This is a genomic window from Paracoccus versutus (assembly GCF_029909795.1).
Taxonomy (GTDB): Bacteria; Pseudomonadota; Alphaproteobacteria; order Rhodobacterales; family Rhodobacteraceae; genus Paracoccus; species Paracoccus versutus.
Genome location: NZ_CP038197.1, coordinates 1,245,525 through 1,265,998 on the forward strand (window position 1 = coordinate 1,245,525; position 20,474 = coordinate 1,265,998).

At 64.9% G+C, this 20,474-nt stretch carries 27 protein-coding genes; 11 read left to right on the forward strand and 16 right to left on the reverse strand.

Annotated features, from left to right (window positions below; translation table 11 throughout):
- Window position 1: 1 nt before the first annotated feature.
- The 9 genes from E3U25_RS17355 to E3U25_RS17395 all read right to left on the reverse strand — a co-directional run bounded on the left by E3U25_RS17355 (window position 2) and on the right by E3U25_RS17395 (window position 9,638).
- On the reverse strand, window positions 2-844 hold the full coding sequence (locus tag E3U25_RS17355; RefSeq protein WP_116222068.1) for a head maturation protease, ClpP-related: 843 nt from the start codon (window positions 842-844) through the stop codon (window positions 2-4).
- A complete protein-coding gene (locus tag E3U25_RS17360; RefSeq protein ID WP_116222067.1) occupies window positions 831-2,168 on the reverse strand; it encodes a phage portal protein in 1,338 nt (445 codons plus the stop codon). The genes E3U25_RS17355 and E3U25_RS17360 overlap by 14 nt, the downstream gene beginning before the upstream one ends.
- Window positions 2,168-3,889: a terminase large subunit gene (locus E3U25_RS17365; RefSeq protein WP_116222066.1), complete on the reverse strand. Its 1,722-nt coding sequence runs from the start codon at window positions 3,887-3,889 to the stop codon at window positions 2,168-2,170. Before E3U25_RS17365 ends, E3U25_RS17360 begins: the two co-directional genes overlap by 1 nt.
- Complete coding sequence (locus E3U25_RS17370) at window positions 3,879-4,382, reverse strand: helix-turn-helix domain-containing protein (protein ID WP_116222065.1); 504 nt, start codon at window positions 4,380-4,382, stop codon at window positions 3,879-3,881. The genes E3U25_RS17365 and E3U25_RS17370 overlap by 11 nt, the downstream gene beginning before the upstream one ends.
- Before the next feature lie 246 nt (window positions 4,383-4,628).
- Window positions 4,629-5,018 (reverse strand): HNH endonuclease, encoded by a 390-nt coding sequence (locus tag E3U25_RS17375; RefSeq protein ID WP_116222064.1) that lies wholly within the window; start codon window positions 5,016-5,018, stop codon window positions 4,629-4,631.
- Window positions 5,019-5,190: 172 nt separating this feature from the next.
- The gene (locus E3U25_RS17380; RefSeq protein WP_244295176.1) at window positions 5,191-5,958 is read right to left on the reverse strand and encodes a hypothetical protein; all 768 of its coding nucleotides are present in this window, start codon (window positions 5,956-5,958) and stop codon (window positions 5,191-5,193) included.
- A gap of 449 nt (window positions 5,959-6,407) precedes the next feature.
- Entirely contained in the window at window positions 6,408-8,258 is a 1,851-nt protein-coding gene (locus E3U25_RS17385; RefSeq protein ID WP_116222063.1) for a DNA primase family protein, read from the reverse strand.
- Complete coding sequence (locus E3U25_RS17390) at window positions 8,255-8,503, reverse strand: hypothetical protein (RefSeq protein ID WP_116222062.1); 249 nt, start codon at window positions 8,501-8,503, stop codon at window positions 8,255-8,257. Before E3U25_RS17390 ends, E3U25_RS17385 begins: the two co-directional genes overlap by 4 nt.
- On the reverse strand, window positions 8,496-9,638 hold the full coding sequence (locus tag E3U25_RS17395; RefSeq protein WP_116222061.1) for a DUF7146 domain-containing protein: 1,143 nt from the start codon (window positions 9,636-9,638) through the stop codon (window positions 8,496-8,498). The genes E3U25_RS17390 and E3U25_RS17395 overlap by 8 nt, the downstream gene beginning before the upstream one ends.
- A 120-nt stretch (window positions 9,639-9,758) precedes the next feature.
- Between E3U25_RS17395 and E3U25_RS17400 the strand changes: the two genes are divergently transcribed.
- Window positions 9,759-10,088, forward strand: a complete 330-nt coding sequence (locus tag E3U25_RS17400) for a hypothetical protein (RefSeq protein WP_116222060.1) — start codon at window positions 9,759-9,761, stop codon at window positions 10,086-10,088.
- On the opposite strand, the gene E3U25_RS17405 is transcribed toward E3U25_RS17400, so the two are convergent.
- From E3U25_RS17405 to E3U25_RS17435, 7 genes are all read right to left on the reverse strand, one after another.
- Window positions 10,078-10,266 (reverse strand): hypothetical protein, encoded by a 189-nt coding sequence (locus E3U25_RS17405; RefSeq protein ID WP_147304515.1) that lies wholly within the window; start codon window positions 10,264-10,266, stop codon window positions 10,078-10,080. The genes E3U25_RS17400 and E3U25_RS17405 overlap by 11 nt on opposite strands.
- Before the next feature lie 197 nt (window positions 10,267-10,463).
- Window positions 10,464-11,090, reverse strand: a complete 627-nt coding sequence (locus E3U25_RS17410) for a hypothetical protein (protein ID WP_116222058.1) — start codon at window positions 11,088-11,090, stop codon at window positions 10,464-10,466.
- Window positions 11,087-11,401, reverse strand: coding sequence for a hypothetical protein (locus E3U25_RS17415; protein WP_166435535.1), 315 nt, complete (start codon window positions 11,399-11,401; stop codon window positions 11,087-11,089). Before E3U25_RS17415 ends, E3U25_RS17410 begins: the two co-directional genes overlap by 4 nt.
- Entirely contained in the window at window positions 11,394-11,726 is a 333-nt protein-coding gene (locus E3U25_RS17420) for a hypothetical protein (RefSeq protein ID WP_147304514.1), read from the reverse strand. Before E3U25_RS17420 ends, E3U25_RS17415 begins: the two co-directional genes overlap by 8 nt.
- A 265-nt stretch (window positions 11,727-11,991) precedes the next feature.
- Window positions 11,992-12,267: a hypothetical protein gene (locus E3U25_RS17425; protein WP_116222056.1), complete on the reverse strand. Its 276-nt coding sequence runs from the start codon at window positions 12,265-12,267 to the stop codon at window positions 11,992-11,994.
- A gap of 31 nt (window positions 12,268-12,298) precedes the next feature.
- Window positions 12,299-12,559, reverse strand: coding sequence for a hypothetical protein (locus tag E3U25_RS17430; RefSeq protein ID WP_147304513.1), 261 nt, complete (start codon window positions 12,557-12,559; stop codon window positions 12,299-12,301).
- Between the two features lie 362 nt (window positions 12,560-12,921).
- Entirely contained in the window at window positions 12,922-13,089 is a 168-nt protein-coding gene (locus E3U25_RS17435) for a hypothetical protein (RefSeq protein WP_166435534.1), read from the reverse strand.
- 197 nt (window positions 13,090-13,286) lie between these two features.
- On the opposite strand from E3U25_RS17435, the gene E3U25_RS17440 reads away from it, so the two are divergent.
- The 10 genes from E3U25_RS17440 to E3U25_RS17485 all read left to right on the forward strand — a co-directional run bounded on the left by E3U25_RS17440 (window position 13,287) and on the right by E3U25_RS17485 (window position 20,458).
- A complete protein-coding gene (locus tag E3U25_RS17440) occupies window positions 13,287-13,478 on the forward strand; it encodes a hypothetical protein (protein WP_147304512.1) in 192 nt (63 codons plus the stop codon).
- Window positions 13,478-13,687: a hypothetical protein gene (locus E3U25_RS17445; RefSeq protein WP_116222054.1), complete on the forward strand. Its 210-nt coding sequence runs from the start codon at window positions 13,478-13,480 to the stop codon at window positions 13,685-13,687. The genes E3U25_RS17440 and E3U25_RS17445 overlap by 1 nt, the downstream gene beginning before the upstream one ends.
- Before the next feature lie 136 nt (window positions 13,688-13,823).
- Window positions 13,824-14,942, forward strand: a complete 1,119-nt coding sequence (locus E3U25_RS17450) for a DNA polymerase III subunit beta (protein WP_116222053.1) — start codon at window positions 13,824-13,826, stop codon at window positions 14,940-14,942.
- A gap of 3 nt (window positions 14,943-14,945) precedes the next feature.
- The gene (locus E3U25_RS17455; RefSeq protein ID WP_244295174.1) at window positions 14,946-18,056 is read left to right on the forward strand and encodes a DNA methyltransferase; all 3,111 of its coding nucleotides are present in this window, start codon (window positions 14,946-14,948) and stop codon (window positions 18,054-18,056) included.
- Window positions 18,053-18,472, forward strand: coding sequence for a hypothetical protein (locus E3U25_RS17460; RefSeq protein ID WP_116222052.1), 420 nt, complete (start codon window positions 18,053-18,055; stop codon window positions 18,470-18,472). Before E3U25_RS17455 ends, E3U25_RS17460 begins: the two co-directional genes overlap by 4 nt.
- A complete protein-coding gene (locus E3U25_RS17465; protein WP_116222051.1) occupies window positions 18,469-18,678 on the forward strand; it encodes a hypothetical protein in 210 nt (69 codons plus the stop codon). Before E3U25_RS17460 ends, E3U25_RS17465 begins: the two co-directional genes overlap by 4 nt.
- Window positions 18,675-19,070, forward strand: a complete 396-nt coding sequence (locus tag E3U25_RS17470; protein WP_116222050.1) for a hypothetical protein — start codon at window positions 18,675-18,677, stop codon at window positions 19,068-19,070. Before E3U25_RS17465 ends, E3U25_RS17470 begins: the two co-directional genes overlap by 4 nt.
- Window positions 19,063-19,224, forward strand: coding sequence for a hypothetical protein (locus E3U25_RS17475; protein ID WP_166435533.1), 162 nt, complete (start codon window positions 19,063-19,065; stop codon window positions 19,222-19,224). The genes E3U25_RS17470 and E3U25_RS17475 overlap by 8 nt, the downstream gene beginning before the upstream one ends.
- Window positions 19,224-19,415, forward strand: coding sequence for a hypothetical protein (locus E3U25_RS17480; RefSeq protein ID WP_147304511.1), 192 nt, complete (start codon window positions 19,224-19,226; stop codon window positions 19,413-19,415). Before E3U25_RS17475 ends, E3U25_RS17480 begins: the two co-directional genes overlap by 1 nt.
- Window positions 19,415-20,458, forward strand: a complete 1,044-nt coding sequence (locus E3U25_RS17485) for a tyrosine-type recombinase/integrase (protein ID WP_338117757.1) — start codon at window positions 19,415-19,417, stop codon at window positions 20,456-20,458. Before E3U25_RS17480 ends, E3U25_RS17485 begins: the two co-directional genes overlap by 1 nt.
- The last annotated feature ends 16 nt before the right edge of the window (window positions 20,459-20,474 follow it).

Genomic DNA, 20,474 nt, shown 5'->3' on the forward strand with positions numbered 1-20,474 from the left:
CTCAGATGGATTTCATGGATTTGAGGAGGTTCTGCACCTCCTCGATGACGGCAGCGTCCTGCGTGCCGGACGGGGCAGCGCCGGGCTTGCCCCCTTTGAGCTCGGCGAGGATTTCCCGCGCCGCGCCGCGCGACAGCCCGGCCCGGGCTGCCAGCAGATCGAATTTCTTCTCGGCCCGAACCCGGGCCTCGCCCTCCTGCCGCGCCGAGGCCGAGACCTCGTCGGCCGCCAGCAGGCTGTCGGCGAAACCCTGATCGACGGCGGACTGCCCGCCGATCCAGGTCTCGCGATCCAGCATCTGGCCGAGCTTCTTGCCGTCCAGCCCGGTGCGCGCGGCATAGATATCGACCGAGGCGGAATCGAAGGGCTCCAGCCAGTCGGCCACCTCGCGCAACGCATGCCGGTCGCCGGCCGCGACGACCCAGGTGTTGTGGATCATCAGGAAGCCGGCGCGGCCGATCAGCACCTCGTCGCCGGCCATGGCGATCACCGAGGCGGCGGAGGCGGCGAGACCGAGGATCTTGACCGTAACCTTGGCAGGATGCTCGCGCAGCGTGTTGTAGATCGCCAGGCCCTCGAAGAAATCCCCGCCCGGGCTGTTGACGTTGACCACGACATCGCGCTTGCCGATCTGGCGCAGCGCCGCGGCGACGCGCTTGGCGGTGACGCCCTCGCCCCACCAGTCCTGGCCGATCACGTCGAGGACGGAAATCGAGGCCTCGGCATCATCCTCGGCGGCGGCGCGCACGTCGGGGTTCCAGCGCTCGATCACCTTGGCGCCGATATCCGAGCGCACGCCCGGCTTTGCCCCGACCATGGCTGCCGGCAGATCACGAATGCTCATCGCCCTTGTCCTTTTCCGTTATGCCGAGGAAATTCAGCAGCGCCTGCCGCAGCTGGCCGGTCGGCTTGTCCTGGCCGAGCGTTTCCAGCGGCGCGAGGCTGGTCTGGGCGAGAAGCCGATCCGTGCCGTCCTTGCGCGGCAGGTTCAGCTTGGCGCGGCCCTCGCCCGGGGTCATGATCGCCGACTGCACCATCCGCGAGATGAAGTTGGCCTTGGCCGTCGAATCCATCTGCAAGAGCGCCTCGCGGTTGAACTCGGCATAGCGCCGGGGCGAGGAATGCGGCCGCAGCAACTGCTTGGCCACGCGAGCCTCGATCCGGCTGCAAATCGGGTTGATGCCCAGCACCAGCCAGGAAATCAGGATCTGCTCGACCCCGGAGCCCCACATGGTCTGGCCCTGCCCGGCATGGCCGATGACAATCGGCGGCACGCCCCACCAGCGGCAAATCTCCTCGATGTCGAACCGGCGGGTGTCGAGCATCTGCACGTCCTCGGGGTTCATCTGGGTCTGAAGGAACTGGGTGCCGCCTTCGAGAATGCCGATGGCGCCGGTCTTGCCCGACCCTTGCAGAGGCTCGATCAGGTTCTTGCGGGCCTGAGCGCGCTGATCCTTGGTCAGCTGCTGGTCGAAAAGGATGAAGCCCGACGGCATCATGCCGTTGGCGAAGACGCTGGAGGAAGCCTCCTGCGCCGCCATCGCGGCCCCCATGGTGTTCGCGCCGACGGCGATGGGCGACAGCCCGATGTCGCGATCCGAAATCGACTGCCCGAAGCCCTTGAGATGCAGCACCTTGTCGCGCGGCAGGTCCTCGGTCTTTCCCCGGTCGGTGACGCGATAGACCAGGCGTCCATCGGGCAGGCGCACCGGCCGGCAGTTGAGCCCGCCGGCCTGCAAAGGCTCCAGCGAGGTCAGCCTGCTGCCGATCAAACCCTTTTCGGCATAGGCGTTCCCGCTGGTCACCAGCCATGCGACCATCCCCTCCCAGAACTCCAGTGGCGTCTGGTCGGCATTGGGACTGCCGGTCAGCACGTCGGCGACCGGATCGTCATCGACGCGCACCCTGTCATCGTCGCCGCGCCGCTCGTAGACCCCCAGCGGCAGCGCCGAAATCGCCTGCGCGGTGACCCGGATGCAGGCCCAGACCGCCGACAGCTGCATGGCGCTGGTCATGGTCACGGTCTTGCCGGCATAGGATGAGCGGCCGAACAGCTGCGACCAGCCCGAGCCATCGCTCAGCCGCAGGCGGCGGTCCTTGGCGACCTCCTCCGCAACCGAGTGGTAGAGCTTGAACGGCGCCGCCAGCGCGCGAGTGAACAGGCCCATCAGCGCGCCACCAACACGGGATCGGACAGGAAATCGTCCAGATTGCCGGCGGGCTCGGGGTTGCCGTCCATCAGGATCGCGCCGGTGAACAGCGCAATCAGCGGATCGATCTTGGCGACGCCCGCCGCCTCTTTCGTCACATACACGTTGTTACCCCGCTGTTCGGCCTTGGCATTGCCGACGCACCAGGTCATCAGCTCCTGCCCGCCATGCTTCATCCGCCCATCGAACAGGCGGCGTTCGACGCCCTTGATCGCCCCGCTGAGCTTGTAGCCCTGCCCGACCGGGACGATGTGCTTGCCGAGCTCGAACCGTTCCTCTTCCAGCGCATCGACCAGAGCGGCGACGCCATGGGGATCGAGGCCGATGCCGGCCTGCTTCGGGAACAGCCCGGCATCGCGGATGCGGCAGCAGATTTCCACCGCCGCCTCGACCTGCTCGGCCGCCGTGTCCGTGATGCCGAGCTGCCCAAGCTGGGCAAGCTCTTCCAGTTTCGGCGCGATGCTCTTGCGCAGTTCCAGGACCGGGCGCAGGCACCATGCCCAGCACCAGACCAGCCAGTTCCGGCTCTTGCGGTGCCGGCCGATGGCCGAGAAACCGAACAGGTCGTCGGCGCCGCCGACATCGCCCGCGGCAACCATCACGTCGCACTCGTCCAGCATCCGCTCGAAGGTCAGGCCCGGGACCGCGTTCTTCGCCCAGTAGAGCGCCCCGGCCCAGCGATCCGCGTTGAGCCCCTGGCCGATCTCGACGTTCAGGTGCTGCGATGCGATCAGCGCCATCTGGTGCGGCCCGTCGATCTCGGCCTTCTCGATCTCGCCGGCGATATAGTCCTCGGTCACCGACCGATTGAGGTTCGGGTTGACCATCCCCCAGGTGCGGCGATCCCGCCAGCCGTCGTCCTTCGCCATTTCCGGCGGCAGTTCGTAAAGCACCGGCAGCATGGACCGGCGCATCTCGCCGTCCCGCACCTTGCGGGCGATGGTCAGTTCCGACTTCCACACCCCGGTCGGCGGCGCCTTCGACTGCGTCGTGATCTGCAACAGGAACCCGTCCGGCCGCTTGCCGAGCGAGCCCTTGATCTCGGCGAACACGTCTGCCGCCTTCGACATCTTCGAGAACTCGTGCGTCTCGTCGATCAGCGTGAACGTCGCCATCGCGCCGGTGACCACAGACGGATCGGCCGAGACGATCTGGATCTTCGACGGCACCACCTCGTCTAACTTGACGATCTCGTTGCTGTAGGCCTTCGGGTCGAACATCGCCGACAGGCTTTCATCCAGCCGGATCATGCCGGCGGCCTGGCTGAAGGCGCGCTTGGCGATCTTCTGACTGGGCGCGATCAGCATCATTTCGGCATGCGGCCGTTCGTTCATGATCGCGGCCACAAGGATGATGGCCGCGGCATAGGTGGTCTTGGCGTTGCCCTTGGGCACCAGCAGCAGGAATTCCCGGATCATCCGCACCTTGCGAACCGGGTCGTAGCTGCCGAACACGGCGCGGACGAAATCGAAGATCCAGTCGTCGCCCGCCTCGGCGAAGGTCGGGTTCCCGATCACGTCCGGCAGCCGCAGCCGCTTGAAGATCGCCAGGGCCTTTTCCGCCACCGCATCGAAGAGCGGCAGTTCCGGGATCAGCGGCCGGCGATTGACGATGCGCTCTTTCCAATCCGGCAGGGACGTGTCCCAGACCTCCGGCGTCGGCAGATCGTCAGTTCTCATAGCTTCCCGGCTTCAACAGGCTGCCCCATTCGGACTGGGTTTCGCCGGCTGCCAGCGCGTTGGCCCGCTTGCGGGAAATCTCGCCCTTCCCGACATAGCGCGAGGTCGGCCGCTCCTCTTCCCGCTCGGCCTCGTCCGCCTGCGTCATCTTCGCCGCCGCCAGCTTCTGGTCGTTCTTCATGATCAGGCGATCAAGCTCGCGCATCCCGGCGGTATTGCCGGCATTGGCGAGGTCCATCGCCAGTTCCAGCCGCCGCGCCTCCAGCCGGTCCCGCATCTGGTCCCGCACGGTCAGCTCGGCTCTAAAATACCGCTTCAGCGTCGCCAACGAGACACCGATAGCGTTCGCGACCCGCTGGTTGCTCCATCCCATCGCCAGCAACAGCTTGACTTTATTGCGATCTTTATCCGTGACCTCGAAGGGCGGGCGCCCCTTCTGACCCTTGCCCGGGCGAACGGGGTTGCCGAACAGGTCGAAAACTTCGCCCGACATGAAAAAAATCTCCGAATGAGGGGGGCGCGGGTCTAGCGGCGACTGGCGCCCTGACTTTCGACCCACCCCCCCCCTTCCGGGGTCCGAGGGGCCGATCTGCCCGGTTTTCGGGCATTTCGAGGTCGGCACGGCGATCCGCGCGGTCACGCGGTGGTCGGGCCTCCGCATCCTTGGCACCTCGGCCCCATCACCGCCGATCCGCACCACGGGCATGGCTTCGACGGTGCCTGCCCGTTGGCCGGCTGCCTAACCCCGGCCGACATCGCCGTTGGTGGCACTAGGATTGGTGGCACCTGCGCGCTCCTCTGCCTGCTTGTCCCGGTCGTGGCAGGTCTTGCAGAGGCATTGGACATTTGCCTGCGACCAGAACAACTCCGCGTCACCGCGATGCGGCACGATGTGGTCACCGACCAGCAGCGACGTGTCGGTCTCGATCACGCCGCACTTCCGGCAGGTGAACTGGTCGCGGATCAGCACGCTTTCGCGCAGCCGCTGCCAGCGGGCGGTCTTATACCAGCGCCGCCACGGCGCGATGACTGCCCGCTGCTGGTCGCGGTGCTGGAATGCACGGCTCAACCGCTGGCCCGCCTGATCGGCACCGGCGAAGCGCGAGGGCATCCGCCCCAACCTGCTCATGTCGATATCCTTGGGCCAGCCGTCCCGCCGCTACAGCTGGCCATGCGATGATCGCGCCTGTCGGCGGGCGCGCTCGGGTATGCCGGAAATGACAACGCCCGCTCGGGACATGATCCCTGCGGGCGCAATTCGTGATACTAGTGAATTCTGTCTCACAGAGTGGCGTAAGCGGTCAAGAAGTTTTTTTGACCTGATACCCGATCATACGGTCCAGCGCGTCCGACAGAGCCTCTGCGATGGCTTTGTAGGTGCGACCGTCCTTCTTCCACCCATGGCTGATCAGCACCTCGTCCAGCGTGCGGCCCTTGAGGCAGACCATGTCCACCAGCACGCGATCCATGATCGGGCCGCGCTGCGTCTCGCCCCGCTTGGACGGCCTGATGCGGCGCACGGGCAAGGCCGCGCTGATCCCGATGCGGTTGCGCAGGATCGTCAGTTCCTGGGCAATGTCGAGATGCCGATCCATCCAGCCCATGCTGTCGCCGCCCGCCCGCGACGCATCGAGGCGCGAAACCTTGGTGCCGTCGGCCGCCGCCATCTCGACCAGCATCGCATAGTGCCGGCCCATGGCAATCTGGCCATGGGTCAGCGGGCAAGGACGCTTGCGCCGCAGCGCCGAAGCGATCATCCGGTCGAAGACATCGGCGGCGCGCACGCTGGCCCGGTGACCGTAGCCCGTGGCCGCCGCCGCCCATTTGTCCAAGCCGTGCTCGTCAACCCCGTTCGGCACCATGGTGAACTGCGGCTCCACGACGAACGGGCCGCGTGCCGGCGCCGCGATGGTATCCGGGCCGCATTGATCGGGTATCGCGCTGGCGTCCCGGATGGCGGCAAGCCGGGCGGCTTCCTCGGCCCGCCAGGCTTCGCGCGCCTCCTGCGCAGCCTGCACAAGCAACCTTCCAGCCGCGATCCTCTCTGCTTTATTCATCATCTTGTGCATTCCTTCTGGCGATCAGCTATATCTTGTTTTCTTCGGGTCGGAGTTGGGCTTGACGGGCTTGAAATGTTCGGGTTTGGGCTTAAAAAATCGGCTATTTTGCCTTGCTTCGTTCGTTTGTTTTCAAAGGGTTAACCTTGTTTTTTGGGCCTGACGGGCTTGAAGGGCTTGAAAATCTAACCTTTACGCATGAGGCATTTCCCCCTTACCCCGCTGTTTCTCGCGCATGCGTGCATGTCGATTTTTCAGGCCCGTCAGGCCCGTCAGGCCCAAAAATCGTGGTTAAGCCGTTGATATTGCGCAAACGGCACCCCCTGACCCCCGAAGGATTTCAAGCCCACCGCCGCCGCCCGTCAGGCCCGTCAGGCCCAACAACGATGCGATGGCGCAAAGACGCGTGACGGGCCCGCAGGCCCGCCAGGTCGATTGAAGGTGAAGAATGGGGTGCGGGGTCATCGTGGCGAACCTCCCCAGGAGGATTGGGACGACGACGCCTCGGCCGAGCGCTTGCGGGAAAGGAACGTGTCATCGAGCCGAATGCCGCGATAGCCTGTGACGCCCGATTTCCCGGGCGCGAAGGTCTTGTTCGTGTCGGGATGCCGCCATGTGCCGGACTTGGCCTTGAGCTTGTTCGACACCGTGCGATTGCCCCAGCGCGTCTCGCCCCGCTCTTCGATCCAGAAGTTGAAGGCCTCGATCAGTTCCCGGGCGGTCATGAAATCGCCCTCGAGCCCGGTCACCACCGTGGCATCGCCGAGGAAGGTGCCAATCGGATCGCTTTCGGCCCGGTAGCCCTCGGTTGCGCTGGTGACCTCATCCGGTTCCTGAAGGCCGCCGTCGAGGAAGTCGATCAGCCCCTGAATGAGCCAGTTGAGGATACCGGACCGCTCCTGCCAGAGGATTTCGTCCAGTTCATCCTTCGGAATGCGCTTCTTCTCCGGGATCTGGACCGGGAAGTTCACCAGCATGACCCTGCGCCAGATACCGTCGTCTCCGCCGCGGATCTCGGGCAGGTGGTTGCCGGAAATGGTCAGCTTGAAGATCGGCCGGAAGATGATGAAGTCGCTGTAGAGCGCCCGGATCATCATCGGCTCGCCGCCGGTCAGGGCCTTGACCAGACCCTCTTGCAGGCGTTCGCCATCCTCCGGCTCCGACGTTCGCACGAAGCGGGCGGCGATCAGGGGCATCAGGTCCGGCTGCGAATCTGAACCGGATTTCTTGTTCTTTCCGGTCAGCGATTCGATGCGGGCAGAGGCTGAATAATCGCCGAATATCCTCGCCATCAGGTCGACCAGAACGGATTTTCCGTTGGCGCCGCCGCCATGGAAGAATGCGAGCTTCTGCACGGCCAGCCCGGTCATGGAGAGGCCGAACCATCGCTGCAGGAACCGGCGCATCTCGATATTCGGCTGTATCTGCTCAAGAAAGCTGTCGAAACGCGGGCATTTGGCGTCCGGATCATAGATCACCGGCATGATCTTCGTCAGCAGCTGCGCCCGGTCGTGCGGGATCAGTTCGACGCTGGACATGCCGGTCATGCCGGCTTCCGGATCGTTGGGGATGCGGGTGAAGCGCAGAACGCCCGACAGGGTGTTCACGTCGAGTGCGCCCTGATCCATATCATCGACCGCACGGGCCAGCATGACCCGAGCCTCGGCGATCATGTGCGCTATCCGGGTGGAGTTTCCGGCATCCTTCGCCCAGGTCAGCCGACGGGTCGTCAGATTTCGATAGGACTTCAAGGCAGCATCAAGAGCGCGCAATCGTGCTTCGATGGAGGCCAGTTCCTTCATCAGCGATTCGTCGGCCGCATAACCGGGTGCGTTCTCAATCTCGCGCCGCCGGACCTTGAGATCCCGATCCTCTTCGATCAGCTTCCGGTCCCGGTCATTAGGCTGGAGCCAATCGATTTCCTGCAGGATAAGTGTGGACACCTTATGCGCCTGCGCCCGGATCAGCGGCGACACATCGCGGCTGATCTCGTCGTCCTTCCGCCAGCGGCTCCCATCCCAGACGAACCAGCCGACCTGTGAAACGAACAGGATATCGTCGCCGAAATGGATGACGAAACGCCGGGCATTACCGAGATCGTTCAGCGGCTCGCGCGAGGCGCGGGAAACCGGATCTTCGGGCTCACCTTCGCCGCCGCCTTCATCTGGCGGGGGTGGCGGGGGAGCATAGTTATCCGGGTAGCCGTCATCATGGCCGTCAGGCTCCATCCCCTCGGGCAGATCGACCTCTTCGGCATTGCTCATCACGGCCCGGACCTGCCCGAGCGCGTCGTCATCATTGGTATCGGTCATTGCAGCCGCTCCCGATCGATCCGGGTGTCATCCACCGCCCGCAACCGCTCGATCTTCGCCCGGATCAGGTCAAGGAACGGGTCGGCCTCGTCGCTGCAGCTGACCACGATTTCTGCAATGAGGTCCGAAAGTGCGATGAACAGGCCTCGCGTTTCGGAAATCGACAGATCGTCGAGGCCCGCGATACCGCGAAACATCACCTCGAATCGGTTTACGGCGTTCACAATCTCCTGCTCGTCACTCATCTCGCTGTCCCATCAGGATGTCGTTGAGATCGCGGCCGTCGCCCGCGTGGACGATGTAGCCCCGCAGGCCCGGCCGCTTGATCTTGGCGCGCCGCAGCCCCGCGAGGAGCTTGGCGCGCGTCAGTTTCGGATCGCTGTCCCCGTCCTGGACGAAGATCAGCCGCTGAACCCAGACCGGCGGCAGCCAGGCCTCGGAATCGTCCATGTCGGGCAGGCCGGCATATTTCAGGCCGGGACCGCGCTGCATGCGCCCGGCCATGTTGCCCAGGTCAACGCCGCACCAATAGGCGCAGCGCCGGGGCATGGCCTCCGCGATCAGGGCGGAAAGGGTCGTCTCGACCCCCTCGGCCATGATCATGGTGTCGCAGTCCTGCGGCGTCAGGAACCGGATGACGGACCCCTTCTTCGAGCCCAGCACCTTCTTGCTGGGCAGCATCTCGCCCGGCTTGCGCGGATCGGGCAGCACCAGCTTGCCCTTGGGCTGATCCAGGTCGAGCCAGGTGCGATGCACTGCGGTGACCCGGTTGCCGGCATCGACAACCGCCGCGACCATGGCCGGCCCGACATGCACGGTCTGCCATTCCTGCGCCTTGCCCTCGACCGGGATCATGTAACGCGCCGCAGGATCGAAGCGCAGAACCTGCGGCAGATCGGGATAGAGCCCGGGAACGATGCCGCGCAGGGTCAGGTAGTCGCGCACCAGAGTGCCCTCGGCCAGGCCGGCGGCGAACCAGATATCCCGCGCGGCCCGGATCGAGTTCTCGCGCGCCCGCCGGGCGATATCGGCCTGCTTGCGCCGATTCTCTTCGGCCTTGCGCCGCCGCTCGGCGCGCTCGGCATCGGACAGGCCTTGAGCCGGCCCGCAGAGCCATTCCAGCGCGGCGCGGAAATCCAGCCCCAGCACATGCTGCACCAGCGCGATCTGGTCGCCCCGGGCGTGCGGGCCGCATTCCTTGCGGCAGGTGAACACCCCGTCCTTCAGGTTGACGCCGAAGCGATCCCGGCCACCGCATTGCGGGCACGGCCCGACCAGTTCGCCGCCGGTGCGCACCAGGCCGGATAGCTCCAGCCCCGCCACCACATCGGCGATGGGCATGGCCTTGGCTTCGTCGAGGCGGTGATCGTCCTGCGTCATGGCTTGGCGACCTCGCCGCAGTTAAGCCCTACCACCGCCCTGAAATAGCTGTCTATTGTTGGGCACCGGGATTGCAGCCCGGTGCCCATAACCACCCCACGACGCGAAGGAACCAGCGGGATGGCAAACAAACTGAGCGATGAGGAAATCGCCGAGATGGCGGACGATATCGACAACCTGTATGGACTGCACCATGGCCATAGGCGAACCACAGGAGCGCTGGAGACCGCTCTCCTGGCAGTCTTGGATACGCTCGATGACAAGTTCCCGGGCATGCGCGAAATCGTTGTCGCCGACATGCGCGAAGCGGCCGAGAAGCAGCGATCATTCATGCGCATGCAGCAGGAAACCAACCCGGCCTGCGACATCAGCGAGGACGACATCGAAGAGGAGCTGGATACGCTCGAAGAGCTGATATTCAAGCTTGAGAGGCGCATGATCACCGAATAGCCCCGTCCGCTTGCAACTGATCATCGAGCCGGTTTTTCATCCGGCGCAGCGAACTTGCGAGCAGCCGAACCTCGCTCTCCAAGGCATCGAGGCGGCGCCGGAGCATCGCGTTCTCACGGATGAGATGGCCCTCAAGAGGCGTGTGCGCCCCGTTCTCGCGGCTATTGCTTGGCGACATTGGGACCTCCATTCATCGCGGTTTTCTGGGAAACCCGCCGATATTTCGGCCGGGACAGCACGTTGCGGGCCAGCTTTTTCAGATCGTCATGGGTTGATGGCGGCGTCAGCGCCAGAAGGTCGGCAAGGAAGTCCCCGACACCCTCACGGGCGCCCGCGCGATACGCATTGCCATGTCGGTCCCGGTGTGTGCGCATCTCACACCTTCCCGGCACGCGGACCGACCGCGGCACACACCGCATCGATCCTCTTGGACAGCGCCGAAATCCGGTTGGTGATATCCTTGCGCAAGACCTCGAGCCCTTCGGCCATGGCGGCATCGATCGCCTCGACCTCGCCGCGGATCGCGTCGATCTCCTCGTTTCCGCCCGCGGGTCCAAACAGCTCCTCGCGCTTTTCCGCGACCCATCCCGCGCGAATGCCATTGCCCAGCTCGGACGCGAGGGTCGCGTCGGTCTGGCCGCCCCGATATCGCTGCGCCGAGACATCATACGCCTCTTCCAGCGCCATGATGATCAGGCGTTTCTGTTCGCGCGACGCCTCGGGCGGATCGCGCGTCTCGGCGTTGGTCTGGGACACCGTCAGCTCCTGCTTTTCCTGTTGTGCAAAGGCTCGCTTGTGGGCCGCGCAGGACGGGCAATGCAGCTTTCCGCTCCGAACGTCCCAGCCTTGCCCGGTCAGCTTCCTGTTGATCTGGCCAACATTCGGCTTTTGGGCTCCGTTGGACCGGCCGAGATAGTCGCAGGTCACGACCTCTTCCCGGCCGCAGTAGTCGCAGATCGCCCGGGCCCTGTTCGCGCCCTTTCCGGCAATGGCCTTGATCATGCCGCGCCTCGAGCCTTGTCCCAGGCCGCTGCCAGCTGGCGGCGGTCCCAGTCGTTCATCATCTTCCACGCCCGGTCATGCAGGCTGCCGTAGCATCCCGGCACCGAGACGCGGCAGGACAGGAACTGATCGGCCGTCTGGGTCAACCCCAGCAGGCGCGGGTTCTCGCGCGTCACGCCCGGCATCAGGTCGCGCATGATGCCGACGACCATGTCGAGACCGGACCGATCCGTGATCGGCGGCCGGGACAGCACGCCCAGGGCATGGATCATCGCCTGGTCGGCGAGCGAGAGGCGCAGCGGATCAGCCATGGATATCGGCCCTCCCAGCATCATCGGGCCAGGTCGTGCGCTCGACCGCCCGGATCAGCCGATCACCGGCGGCCGCCAGATCGGGAACATGGCGGCGCAACTCGGGCAGGCTATCGACGAAGCTGCGCATTTCGCGCGACAGGTCGTGATCCTCGCCGAACACTGCGACGACCGCGGATGCCGTCGCGAGGACATCATTCATGTTCACCGCACCGATGCGGGCCGCATAGGCCACCGCAAGCATGGACAGCCGCGCCCGGATCGCGGCAACCGACATGAGCCGCGCCGCAGTGTTGCTTTTCAGGTCCCGGGGGTGAGCGTGCATGGTCAAATCCTCTTGGCGCGTTGATCGGCGGGGCGACCCGAGGGAGGAGGATTGGCCGCCCCGCCTGACACGCCCTGACCCGCTGCCTCGATCCGGCGTGTGTTTTTGCCCTGCCGCCTCGGGGCGGCTCTCGGCCGGGCCAGCCGCAGGTTCCACGATCCCGGTCAATCCCGCCCGAGGCGGCCGGAATCGTGACGGGTGGACCAGGTGCTGCGCCCCGGCTTACTCCCCCGCCCCGGGCAACCTGAAAGCCCGAAACCCATCATCACCCCCACATGATCTCGGCGTAGCGGGGCAGCGTCTGCATGGCGAAATCCACGGCATCGCCGCAGGGACGATGCGTGCCCTCGCGCCAGTTGCAGCCGGTCTGCTTGGTCACGCCGAAATGCTGGCCGCAGGCCTCGGCGGTGGCGAAGCTGACGATCATCAGCATCGACCAGCGCCGCAGGAAATCGTCGGTATCGCGCTGCGCATGGACATGCGCCCGGCGACGCGCAGCAGCCGAGCGGCCGCGCCCCCCGACAGGGGGCGTGAAGGACATTTGCCGCGAAGGCAGGACAGATCGGGGACGATCAGGGACTTTGCAGATCAGGGACATGAGGATGCTCTTGGGGTTGTGCCGCCGTGGCGGCGGGTTGAGGGCTCGGCCAATTTTGATCGAACCACGCCATCGCGGCATTGAAGCGGCCGACCGTGATGTCCGCTCCTTTGCGCAGCGAAGTCAGCTTCTTGCTGTCTCCAAAAACTCGATGCGACACGGTCTTATCTTCCGAAAGTCCGGCAGCGATCTTGTATTCGTCCGCTCTAGCGATGAGTGTGTTAACGTCGATCATGAGGGATGGATGCGGTTTATTTACCGCTTTGTCAACGGTTTTCTAACCGCATGCACAATCCCGAAAGCAGCGGTAAGTTGACCGCATGTCGCAACTCGAAGAAATACTCGCCCGGATTGACCTTGCCCGCCCAATGCGTGACGGGAGGCCCATGTCTGACCAAGCCATCTCTAACGAGGCGACAGGTAAGCCACGCAGCGATCTGATACGAAACTGGCGAAGAGCCGTCGTTGCCGGAACCGCTGCCTCTGTCAGGCAAGAATCGCTGCGCTCTGTCGCCAACGTGCTCGGCGTCACCGAAGAATGGCTTGCCACTGGCCACGGCGAGCGGACGGCACTCACGGATCTAGAAAGACAAATCCTCAGGGAGCTTCGTCAAGTCCCGTCCGAGCGCCGCGCGCAAGCCGCTGAAGCGGCTCTCGCAACTGTTCGCTTGGCACAAGATTCATCCGACGCAACTCAGCAAGAACCTGGCGCTGCTGCGGCACGGCAAGCGAACGAACCTCGGTCATAAACTCGTCCTCCGTCATACCACCTCCGCACGATGCCATGTGAGAACATTAGGCGAACAACCGCCCATGCATCAACCCATCACATCTGCGCGAATAGCACATAGCCCAGTCACGCTCACCAACGTTGTGCGGTAATAATACCATTTTTATAATTGACGGCGGTTAATTTACCGCATAGCTTTACCTCCATCCGCAACCCTTGGATGGAGCGCCTGATGCAACTCCCCTCCCTCATTGTGACCCCGCGCGCGGTCTCCGATGCGCGCACCATCATCGCCAATGCCGAGTTGGCGGATGCGGCACCGGAAAGCCTGCGGCGCCTGGCCTACATGGTCGCCGCCAGCGCGCACGGCGTGATGCAGCGCCAGCGCCACCGCCCGGCCAACCTGCGCAGCGAGGGGTTCTGATGCAGGACGCGGGCGCCACCAAGACCATGTTCGTCGAGGGTCGAGATGGCCTGATCCTCGACCGGCATACGGGCCGCGAGATGGCGCGCGTGCCGGTCGACAAGATGAGCATCTCCGAGGCGCAGCGCATCTCGCGGGCGATACTCGCCGCCCTGAAAGCCGAATACGCACTCGATCCTCGGCCCTTCGGGCCGCATCTGAAGCGATAGCTTCGCCCTCTCCCTCCCGAATTCGTCCGGTCGCGACGCGCCTGTCCCGCCGGGCTTCACTGGCCCCCGGCTTCTGCTCGGGCCGGGGGCTTTTTTCTGCAATCCGGCCGGTTCGGCCAAAGTTTTTGAGGCCACCATGACCCTGATGGAGCCCATCAAGCCCGCCGCCACGGCCGGGATCACCTGCACCGTCGCGGATCTGCGCCGCGCGGTGAACGCGGCGGCCTTCGTGGTCGAACGGCGCAATACCGTCCCGGTCCTTGGGTGCCTGCGTATCGAGCCGCTGAACGACAAGCTGCGGATCGAAAGCACCAACCTCGATAGCTGGCTGATGGTGGACTGCCCGGCCACCTGCACCGAGGGCGAGCCCTTCGTGATCGACGCGCGCCTGCTGCTCGCGCTGCTGACCGGCGCTGAGCGCGACGACAGCGTCAGCATCACCATGGACGGGAATGTCGCGACGCTGCGGATCGGCCCGGCGGTTGCCCGCGTCCAGTTGCTTTGCCCGGCCTCGGATTGGCCGACGGCGCCCAGCACCAAGGGCATGTCGTGGGTCAGCATACCGGAAGCAGCGCTTGCCAAGATGATCGGCCGCGTGCGGTGGGCCATCTCGACCGAGGAGACGCGCTATTATCTGAACGGCATCTATATGCATGGTCGCGAGGGGCGTCTGGCGGCCACAGCGACGGATGGCCATCGGCTGGCGCTGTATCAGACCGATGCCGAATGGCCCCTGCCCGACCTGATCTTCCCCCGCTACTCGGTGGCAGCGCTGCGCAACCTGATGGCCGACGGCGGCAATCAGCCGCTGCGGATCGGCGGCTCGACCAGCCCGCTGCTGATGCAGATTTCCGGCGACGGCTGGACGCTGACGGTCAAATGCATCGACGGCGCCTATCCCGATTACACGCGGGTCATACCAAACCGCAGCACGATGCGCGGCTATGCCGTGATCAATCGCGCCTTGCTGCGGCGGTTCCCGAACACCAGGAGAATGCATCTCCTGCGGGACGCCCTGAAGTTCGACCTGGGCAAGCGCGTCGCCAGCCTGAACAGCGTCGGCCTCGGGATTGATGTCGAGATACCGATCGAAGCCGACGGGGATTTCGCCATCGGCTTCAACGAAGGCTATGTCCGCGAGATTGCGCAGATCTTCGACACCCTGCGCATCGAGGCCAGCACCGCGAGCGACGCCGCCCTGATTCTGACCGAAGACCCGGACCTGACGGTCGTCCTCATGCCGATGAGGACGTGAGCGATGGGACAGCAGCCCTCCTATGACGATTTCCTGCGCGCGAAAGCCGCCATCGCGCCGCGCTTCGGCGGCATGCAGGTGGATGAGGCAACCCTGAACCCCGCCCTGAAACCGCACACGCGCCGCATGGTGAGCTGGGGCCTGCAGGGCGGCCGGCGCGCATGGTTCGCGAGCTTCGGCCTGCACAAAACCGCGACGCAGCTGGAGACGATGCGCGTGCTGACCGAGACGACGGGCCGGCCGACGCTGATCACCGCCCCGCTCGGCGTTCGGCGCGAGTTCATGCGCGAGGCGCAGGAGCGGTTCCGGGGCAGCTATGCCCTGGACCTGAAATTCATCCGCGACAGTGATCAGGTCGACGGCCCGGGCATCTACCTCACCAATTACGAATCGGTGCGAGAGGGCAAGGTCCAGCCCGATCCGTTCATCGGCGTCAGCCTCGACGAGGCGGCGATCCTGCGCGGCTTCGGCGGCACCAAGACCTTCCGGGAGTTCATGGCGCTGTTCGCCGGCGACGACCGGCGCGACCAGTCGAACCGGATCAAGACCGCCGGCGTGCCCTATCGATTCGTCGCCACCGCGACGCCCAGCCCGAACGACTATATCGAGCTGCTGTCCTATGCCGGCTTCCTTGACGTGATGGATATCGGCCAGGCCAAGACCCGGTTCTTCAAGCGCAACTCGGAAAAGGCCGACAAACTCACCTTGCATCCCCATAAAGAGCGGGAATTTTGGCTCTGGGTCGCGTCCTGGGCGCTGTTCGTCACCCGGCCCAGCGATCTGGACCCGGCGTTTTCGGACGAGGGCTACGACCTGCCGCCGCTCGACGTGCGCTGGCACGAGCTGCCGGTCGATCACCTGGCCGGCGCCGCCATTGAGAAGAGCGGCCAAAAGCGCATGTTCAAGGACGCGACGGCCGATCTGTCCGCCGCGGCGCGCGAGAAGCGCGAGAGCCTGCCGGCGCGGGTCGAAAAGCTGATGGAGATCCGGGCCGAGGACCCGGCCGCGCACCGGATCATCTGGCACGATCTGGAGGCCGAGCGCGCCGCGCTGGAGAAGGCGATCCCTGCCGTGGCCTATGGGCATTGGCTGGAAACCAAGGACGGTGACCAATCGGCGCTGGCGCTCTACGAGCGGCATTATTCCTGCTACCAATATGCCGATGGCCGCGAGCGGAAGCTGTTTTGCGGCCCCGGCGAGAAGACGGTCCTGCTGTCACGGTGCGGCCGCGCCGCACTGGCCTGGCGCAAGTTCATCGACGGCTCCGGCGAAACCGGCGTCAACTGCGCTTTCTTCCGCAACGAGGGCGAGACCCTATCGTCCTCCCTCCTGCTCGAAGCCATGGCGATTGCTTGGCGCCGCTGGCCCGGCGAACGGCTCTATACCTATGTCAATGCCGATGCGGTGCAGTCCCCCAATCCGGGATACTGCTTCAAACAGGCCGGCTGGCGGTTCTGCGGCGTCACGGCAGGCGGCCTGCACATCCTCGAGGCTCTTCCAGGGGCGCCAGTCCCCGACGTCGAACCTCACCGGCAGTTGGCCACGGTCTACGGCTCGCAGGACCTCGACCAGCGCGAGGAGCTGATCGGCGATTTCGCCGACGGCCGGGTGCAGGAGATGGGCGCCAAGCCGGTGATGCTGGGCAGCGGGACCAACCTGCAGCGGCATTGCGCCTGGTCCGTGTTCCTCGGCATCGGCTTCAAATTCAATGACTTCATCCAGGCGGTCCACCGCCTGCGGCGCTTCGGCCAGACCGCCGACAGCGTGCGGCTGGACCTGATCTACACCGAGGCCGAGCGCGAGGTGCGCCGCAGCCTCGAGCGGAAATGGCGTCAGCACGAGGAGATGGTTCAGAAAATGATCGGCATCATCAAGGAATTCGGCCTGTCCGAGGTCGCGATGCAGCAGGCGCTGGTCCGCGCCCTGGGCGTCGAGCGGGTCGAGGCCTCGGGACCGGATTACCGCTGCGTCCACAACGATTGCGTGGCCGAGACCCGCAGCATGCCCGATGCGTCGGTGCAGCTGATCGTCACCTCGATCCCGTTCAGCACCCAATACGAATACAGCCCGAACTATGCGGATTTCGGCCATACCGACGACGATCCGCATTTCTGGCAGCAGATGGGGTTCCTGATCCCCGAGCTGCTGCGCGTGCTGGAGCCGGGCCGGATCTGCGCGATCCACGTCAAGGACCGGATCATCCCCGGGGGCATCAACGGCTTCGGTTTCCAGACCCTCTCGACCCTGCACATGGATTGCGTGCGCGAGTTCCAGCGCCATGGTTTTGCCTACCTCGGCATGAAGACCATCACGACCGATGTCGTGCGCGAGAACAACCAGACCTATCGCCTGGGCTGGTCGGAACAGTGCAAGGACGGCAGCCGCATGGGCTGCGGCGTCCCGGAATACCTGCTGATCTTCCGCCGGCCACCCAGCGACACCAGCAACGGCTATGCCGACAGGCCGGTCAAGAAGGCCAAGAAGGAATGGGACCCCGAGGCCAAGAACTGGAAGCACGAGCTGGGCTATAGCCGGGCGCGCTGGCAGATCGATGCGCACGGCTACATGCGGTCGAACGGCGACCGGACCCTGCTGCCCGAGGAACTGGAGGGGCTGGACGCGGACCAGGTCTACAAGGTCTGGAAGGCCTACAACCTGCAGCAGGTCTACGATTTCGAGCATCACGTCCGCATCGGCGAAGCCCTCGAAAAGAAGGGCCGGCTGCCGCCGACCTTCATGCTGCTGCCCCCCCACAGCGCGCATCCCGACGTCTGGACCGATGTCGCGCGCATGATGACCATCAACGCCGAGCAGGCGCGCAAGGGCAACGAAATGCACCTCTGCCCGCTGCAATACGACATCGTGGACCGGGCCATCGCCCAATACACAGAGCCGGGCGAATGGGTCTACGACCCGTTCGGCGGGCTCATGACCGTGCCCTTCCGGGCCGTGAAGCTCGGCCGCAAGGGCATCGGGGTCGAGCTGAACAAGGGCTACTGGCTCGACGGCTGCAAATACGTCGAGGCCGCCTCGCGCGAGGCCGGCATGCCCAGCCTCTTCGACCTCCTCGATGCCGATCAACCCGAAAACCAGAAGCTGCGGAGGACCGCATGAAAACCATCGAACAACTGACGGCCAGCGACACCGCCTGGTATTCCTCGAATGACACGGAGGTCTGGCACGGCGGCCCCTATGCCACTCGAGAGGAGGCCGAGGATGGCGCCAAGGCCGAGGAGCATGTATGGATCATGCGAGCCACTAAATGGCCCGTCCGGGTGTCGGAATTCTTCAGCCAGGGCTGTTTCTTCGAGGCAGCCGAGGAATCCCTCTATGACCAGTGCGACGAGGATGGATCGCCGATCCTGGATTTCACGCCCGCCATCAACCTCGACCTGCAATCCCGCGTCCGCGCCGCAATCGACGAATGGCAGGTCGCGCATCAGCTTTCCCCGATGCCCTGGCGGTTCAGCGGCAGCGATGAGCCCGAGATCGCGGCCTGGGCGAAAGCCGCGGAAGGCGGTGACGCATGACCAGCGACATCACGGAAGCCGAATTCATCGAGCGCTTCGTCAATCACATGGTGCTGATCGGTGGCACCGAGTTCGCTGACGGATCCTCGATTGAGAAATACGCCCGGGAGGTCGCGCCGACCTATTGGGCCGCGCCCGATCAGCGCGAGGACGGGCCGGAAGCCTGCGCCGAGGCGGATATCTCCTGCTGGGAGCATGAAGCATGACCAGCCCTATCGTATCCGTCGAGATCGGCCGCAGCACATGGCAGGGACCGGCCGAGGAGGCGCCTCGGCGGGCTGCGCCAGAGGTCCGTCTTGCATCGCGCGAGGAACTCCTGGCCGGCGAAATCCTCGCCGAGCTGACCCGCGCCCGCGCGAAATTCCCCGGCAAGAACGTCACCTTCGCCGCTCTGGTCGAGGAGGTCGGCGAACTGGCGACGGCCACGTTTGAGGAAAGCGCGGACCGGGTGCGCAAGGAGGCCGTGCAAGTCGCGGTCATGGCCATGCGCATGGTCCTGGACGGCGATCACAGCTTTGAACCGTGGCGGGCCGAGAAGGGTCTCGATCCGCTCGATCCCGAGTTGCGCGCGCTGTCGGAGGGCCGCGACCATGACTGACCGCTGGATCAAACAGCCCGGCGCCGGCCAGATGCGCGGGGAGGGCGAATGGGTCGAATACCTCGGCACCGATGACGAATGGGAATGGCTGCGCGGCACCGGGTTTCTGCCGACCGCCGAGGGGGAGAAGCCTGTTAATGGGGAGGTGGTCTGATGGCCACGAGACGCCGCTATTCGCCGACCGAATCGGCAACCCTGAAAGCCATCGCGCTGGTGCGAAAGGCCGGGCTGCGGATTGCGGCCGTCGAGTTCCCGCGCGACGGCATGGTTCGCGTTGTCACGACCGATGTAGACACGTCAGAAAATACGGCACAGGATGCGGGGAAACCTGAACCGTGGACCTGATGCGCCTGCCCTTTGTCACCGAAGAACGCTTGCCCTCTGGTGCCGTCCGCTACCGGTTTCGGCGCGGCAAGGTGAAGGTGACATTGAAAGGCGAGCCGGGCAGCAGGGAGTTCCTTGAGAATTATGCCAGCCTGCGTGACGGGGCGCCGGTTCCGAAAAGCACCGCGATCAAGGGATCGGTCGAATGGCTGGTCGGTCTCTACCTCAGGGACCTTGAGCAGCGCGTGGCGACAAATCTTGCCTCACCCCTGACGCTGAAGGGCCACCGACACCACTTGGCCCGGCTGGTGGAGGAATATGGCCAGAAAGACGCCGCGATGCCGCGCAGCGCGGTCATCAAGCTGCATGATAAGCTGATGGCCACACCTGGGGCGGCTGACAACCTGTTGAAAGCCATCTCGGCCCTCTACAAATGGGGCATCCAGCGCGAGCATGTTGACTGCGACAATCCCACCCGCGACGTGAAGCGGAACCGGGTCAAGACCGATGGGTTTGCGCCGTGGTCTGCTGACGATTTCGGGCAGTTTCTCGACTTTCACAAGCCAGGCTCGATGGCGCGGCGAACGCTCATACTCGCGATGTCCACCACAGCGCGCCGCGGTGACCTATGCCGGCTCGGGCGACAGAACGAATTCATCCGCGATGGCCGGGTTTGGCTGCGCTGGAAGCAAGCGAAAGCGCCGCATGGCACCGTGGAGATGCCCATGCCGGCAGGATTGGTCAGCGAACTGCGCGGCAGCGGGAATATGACCTATATCCTCAACGGCTACGGGGCGCCCTTCACGGCAGCCGGGCTCGGAAACAAGTTCCGCGACTGGGCTATAAATGCCGGCCTGCATGGCCGCAGCCTTCATGGGGTGCGCAAGGGGCTATCGGCAATTCTGACCTCGGGAGGGGCTACAAGCGGCGAAATCGACGTGCTGCTGGGCCATGAAATGGGAAGCTCCGAGACGCGAATCTACATCAGGGCGGCCGAGCGCGCGCTGCTTGCCGAACAGGTTGTGGACCGGCTGGAGAAGATCATTCCGGGAACGGGGAAGTGACCCACGGCAAGGCGGA

Excerpts from the sequence above, each read along its gene's own strand:
- E3U25_RS17355 (WP_116222068.1), bottom strand. The coding sequence starts at position 844 with ATGAGCATTCGTGATCTGCCGGCAGCCATGGTCGGGGCAAAGCCGGGC.
- E3U25_RS17400 (WP_116222060.1), top strand. The coding sequence starts at position 9,759 with ATGGCAAACAAACTGAGCGATGAGGAAATCGCCGAGATGGCGGACGAT.
- E3U25_RS17430 (WP_147304513.1), bottom strand. The coding sequence starts at position 12,559 with ATGATCGACGTTAACACACTCATCGCTAGAGCGGACGAATACAAGATC.
- E3U25_RS17390 (WP_116222062.1), bottom strand. The coding sequence starts at position 8,503 with ATGAGTGACGAGCAGGAGATTGTGAACGCCGTAAACCGATTCGAGGTG.
- E3U25_RS17395 (WP_116222061.1), bottom strand. The coding sequence starts at position 9,638 with ATGACGCAGGACGATCACCGCCTCGACGAAGCCAAGGCCATGCCCATC.
- E3U25_RS17410 (WP_116222058.1), bottom strand. The coding sequence starts at position 11,090 with ATGATCAAGGCCATTGCCGGAAAGGGCGCGAACAGGGCCCGGGCGATC.
- E3U25_RS17455 (WP_244295174.1), top strand. The coding sequence starts at position 14,946 with ATGGGACAGCAGCCCTCCTATGACGATTTCCTGCGCGCGAAAGCCGCC.
- E3U25_RS17370 (WP_116222065.1), bottom strand. The coding sequence starts at position 4,382 with ATGTCGGGCGAAGTTTTCGACCTGTTCGGCAACCCCGTTCGCCCGGGC.
- E3U25_RS17385 (WP_116222063.1), bottom strand. The coding sequence starts at position 8,258 with ATGACCGATACCAATGATGACGACGCGCTCGGGCAGGTCCGGGCCGTG.
- E3U25_RS17460 (WP_116222052.1), top strand. The coding sequence starts at position 18,053 with ATGAAAACCATCGAACAACTGACGGCCAGCGACACCGCCTGGTATTCC.
- E3U25_RS17435 (WP_166435534.1), bottom strand. The coding sequence starts at position 13,089 with ATGACGGAGGACGAGTTTATGACCGAGGTTCGTTCGCTTGCCGTGCCG.
- E3U25_RS17415 (WP_166435535.1), bottom strand. The coding sequence starts at position 11,401 with ATGGCTGATCCGCTGCGCCTCTCGCTCGCCGACCAGGCGATGATCCAT.
- E3U25_RS17470 (WP_116222050.1), top strand. The coding sequence starts at position 18,675 with ATGACCAGCCCTATCGTATCCGTCGAGATCGGCCGCAGCACATGGCAG.
- E3U25_RS17450 (WP_116222053.1), top strand. The coding sequence starts at position 13,824 with ATGACCCTGATGGAGCCCATCAAGCCCGCCGCCACGGCCGGGATCACC.
- E3U25_RS17445 (WP_116222054.1), top strand. The coding sequence starts at position 13,478 with ATGCAGGACGCGGGCGCCACCAAGACCATGTTCGTCGAGGGTCGAGAT.
- E3U25_RS17375 (WP_116222064.1), bottom strand. The coding sequence starts at position 5,018 with ATGAGCAGGTTGGGGCGGATGCCCTCGCGCTTCGCCGGTGCCGATCAG.
- E3U25_RS17425 (WP_116222056.1), bottom strand. The coding sequence starts at position 12,267 with ATGTCCTTCACGCCCCCTGTCGGGGGGCGCGGCCGCTCGGCTGCTGCG.
- E3U25_RS17405 (WP_147304515.1), bottom strand. The coding sequence starts at position 10,266 with ATGTCGCCAAGCAATAGCCGCGAGAACGGGGCGCACACGCCTCTTGAG.
- E3U25_RS17365 (WP_116222066.1), bottom strand. The coding sequence starts at position 3,889 with ATGAGAACTGACGATCTGCCGACGCCGGAGGTCTGGGACACGTCCCTG.
- E3U25_RS17475 (WP_166435533.1), top strand. The coding sequence starts at position 19,063 with ATGACTGACCGCTGGATCAAACAGCCCGGCGCCGGCCAGATGCGCGGG.
- E3U25_RS17380 (WP_244295176.1), bottom strand. The coding sequence starts at position 5,958 with ATGCACAAGATGATGAATAAAGCAGAGAGGATCGCGGCTGGAAGGTTG.
- E3U25_RS17485 (WP_338117757.1), top strand. The coding sequence starts at position 19,415 with ATGCGCCTGCCCTTTGTCACCGAAGAACGCTTGCCCTCTGGTGCCGTC.
- E3U25_RS17465 (WP_116222051.1), top strand. The coding sequence starts at position 18,469 with ATGACCAGCGACATCACGGAAGCCGAATTCATCGAGCGCTTCGTCAAT.
- E3U25_RS17440 (WP_147304512.1), top strand. The coding sequence starts at position 13,287 with ATGCAACTCCCCTCCCTCATTGTGACCCCGCGCGCGGTCTCCGATGCG.
- E3U25_RS17420 (WP_147304514.1), bottom strand. The coding sequence starts at position 11,726 with ATGCACGCTCACCCCCGGGACCTGAAAAGCAACACTGCGGCGCGGCTC.
- E3U25_RS17360 (WP_116222067.1), bottom strand. The coding sequence starts at position 2,168 with ATGGGCCTGTTCACTCGCGCGCTGGCGGCGCCGTTCAAGCTCTACCAC.
- E3U25_RS17480 (WP_147304511.1), top strand. The coding sequence starts at position 19,224 with ATGGCCACGAGACGCCGCTATTCGCCGACCGAATCGGCAACCCTGAAA.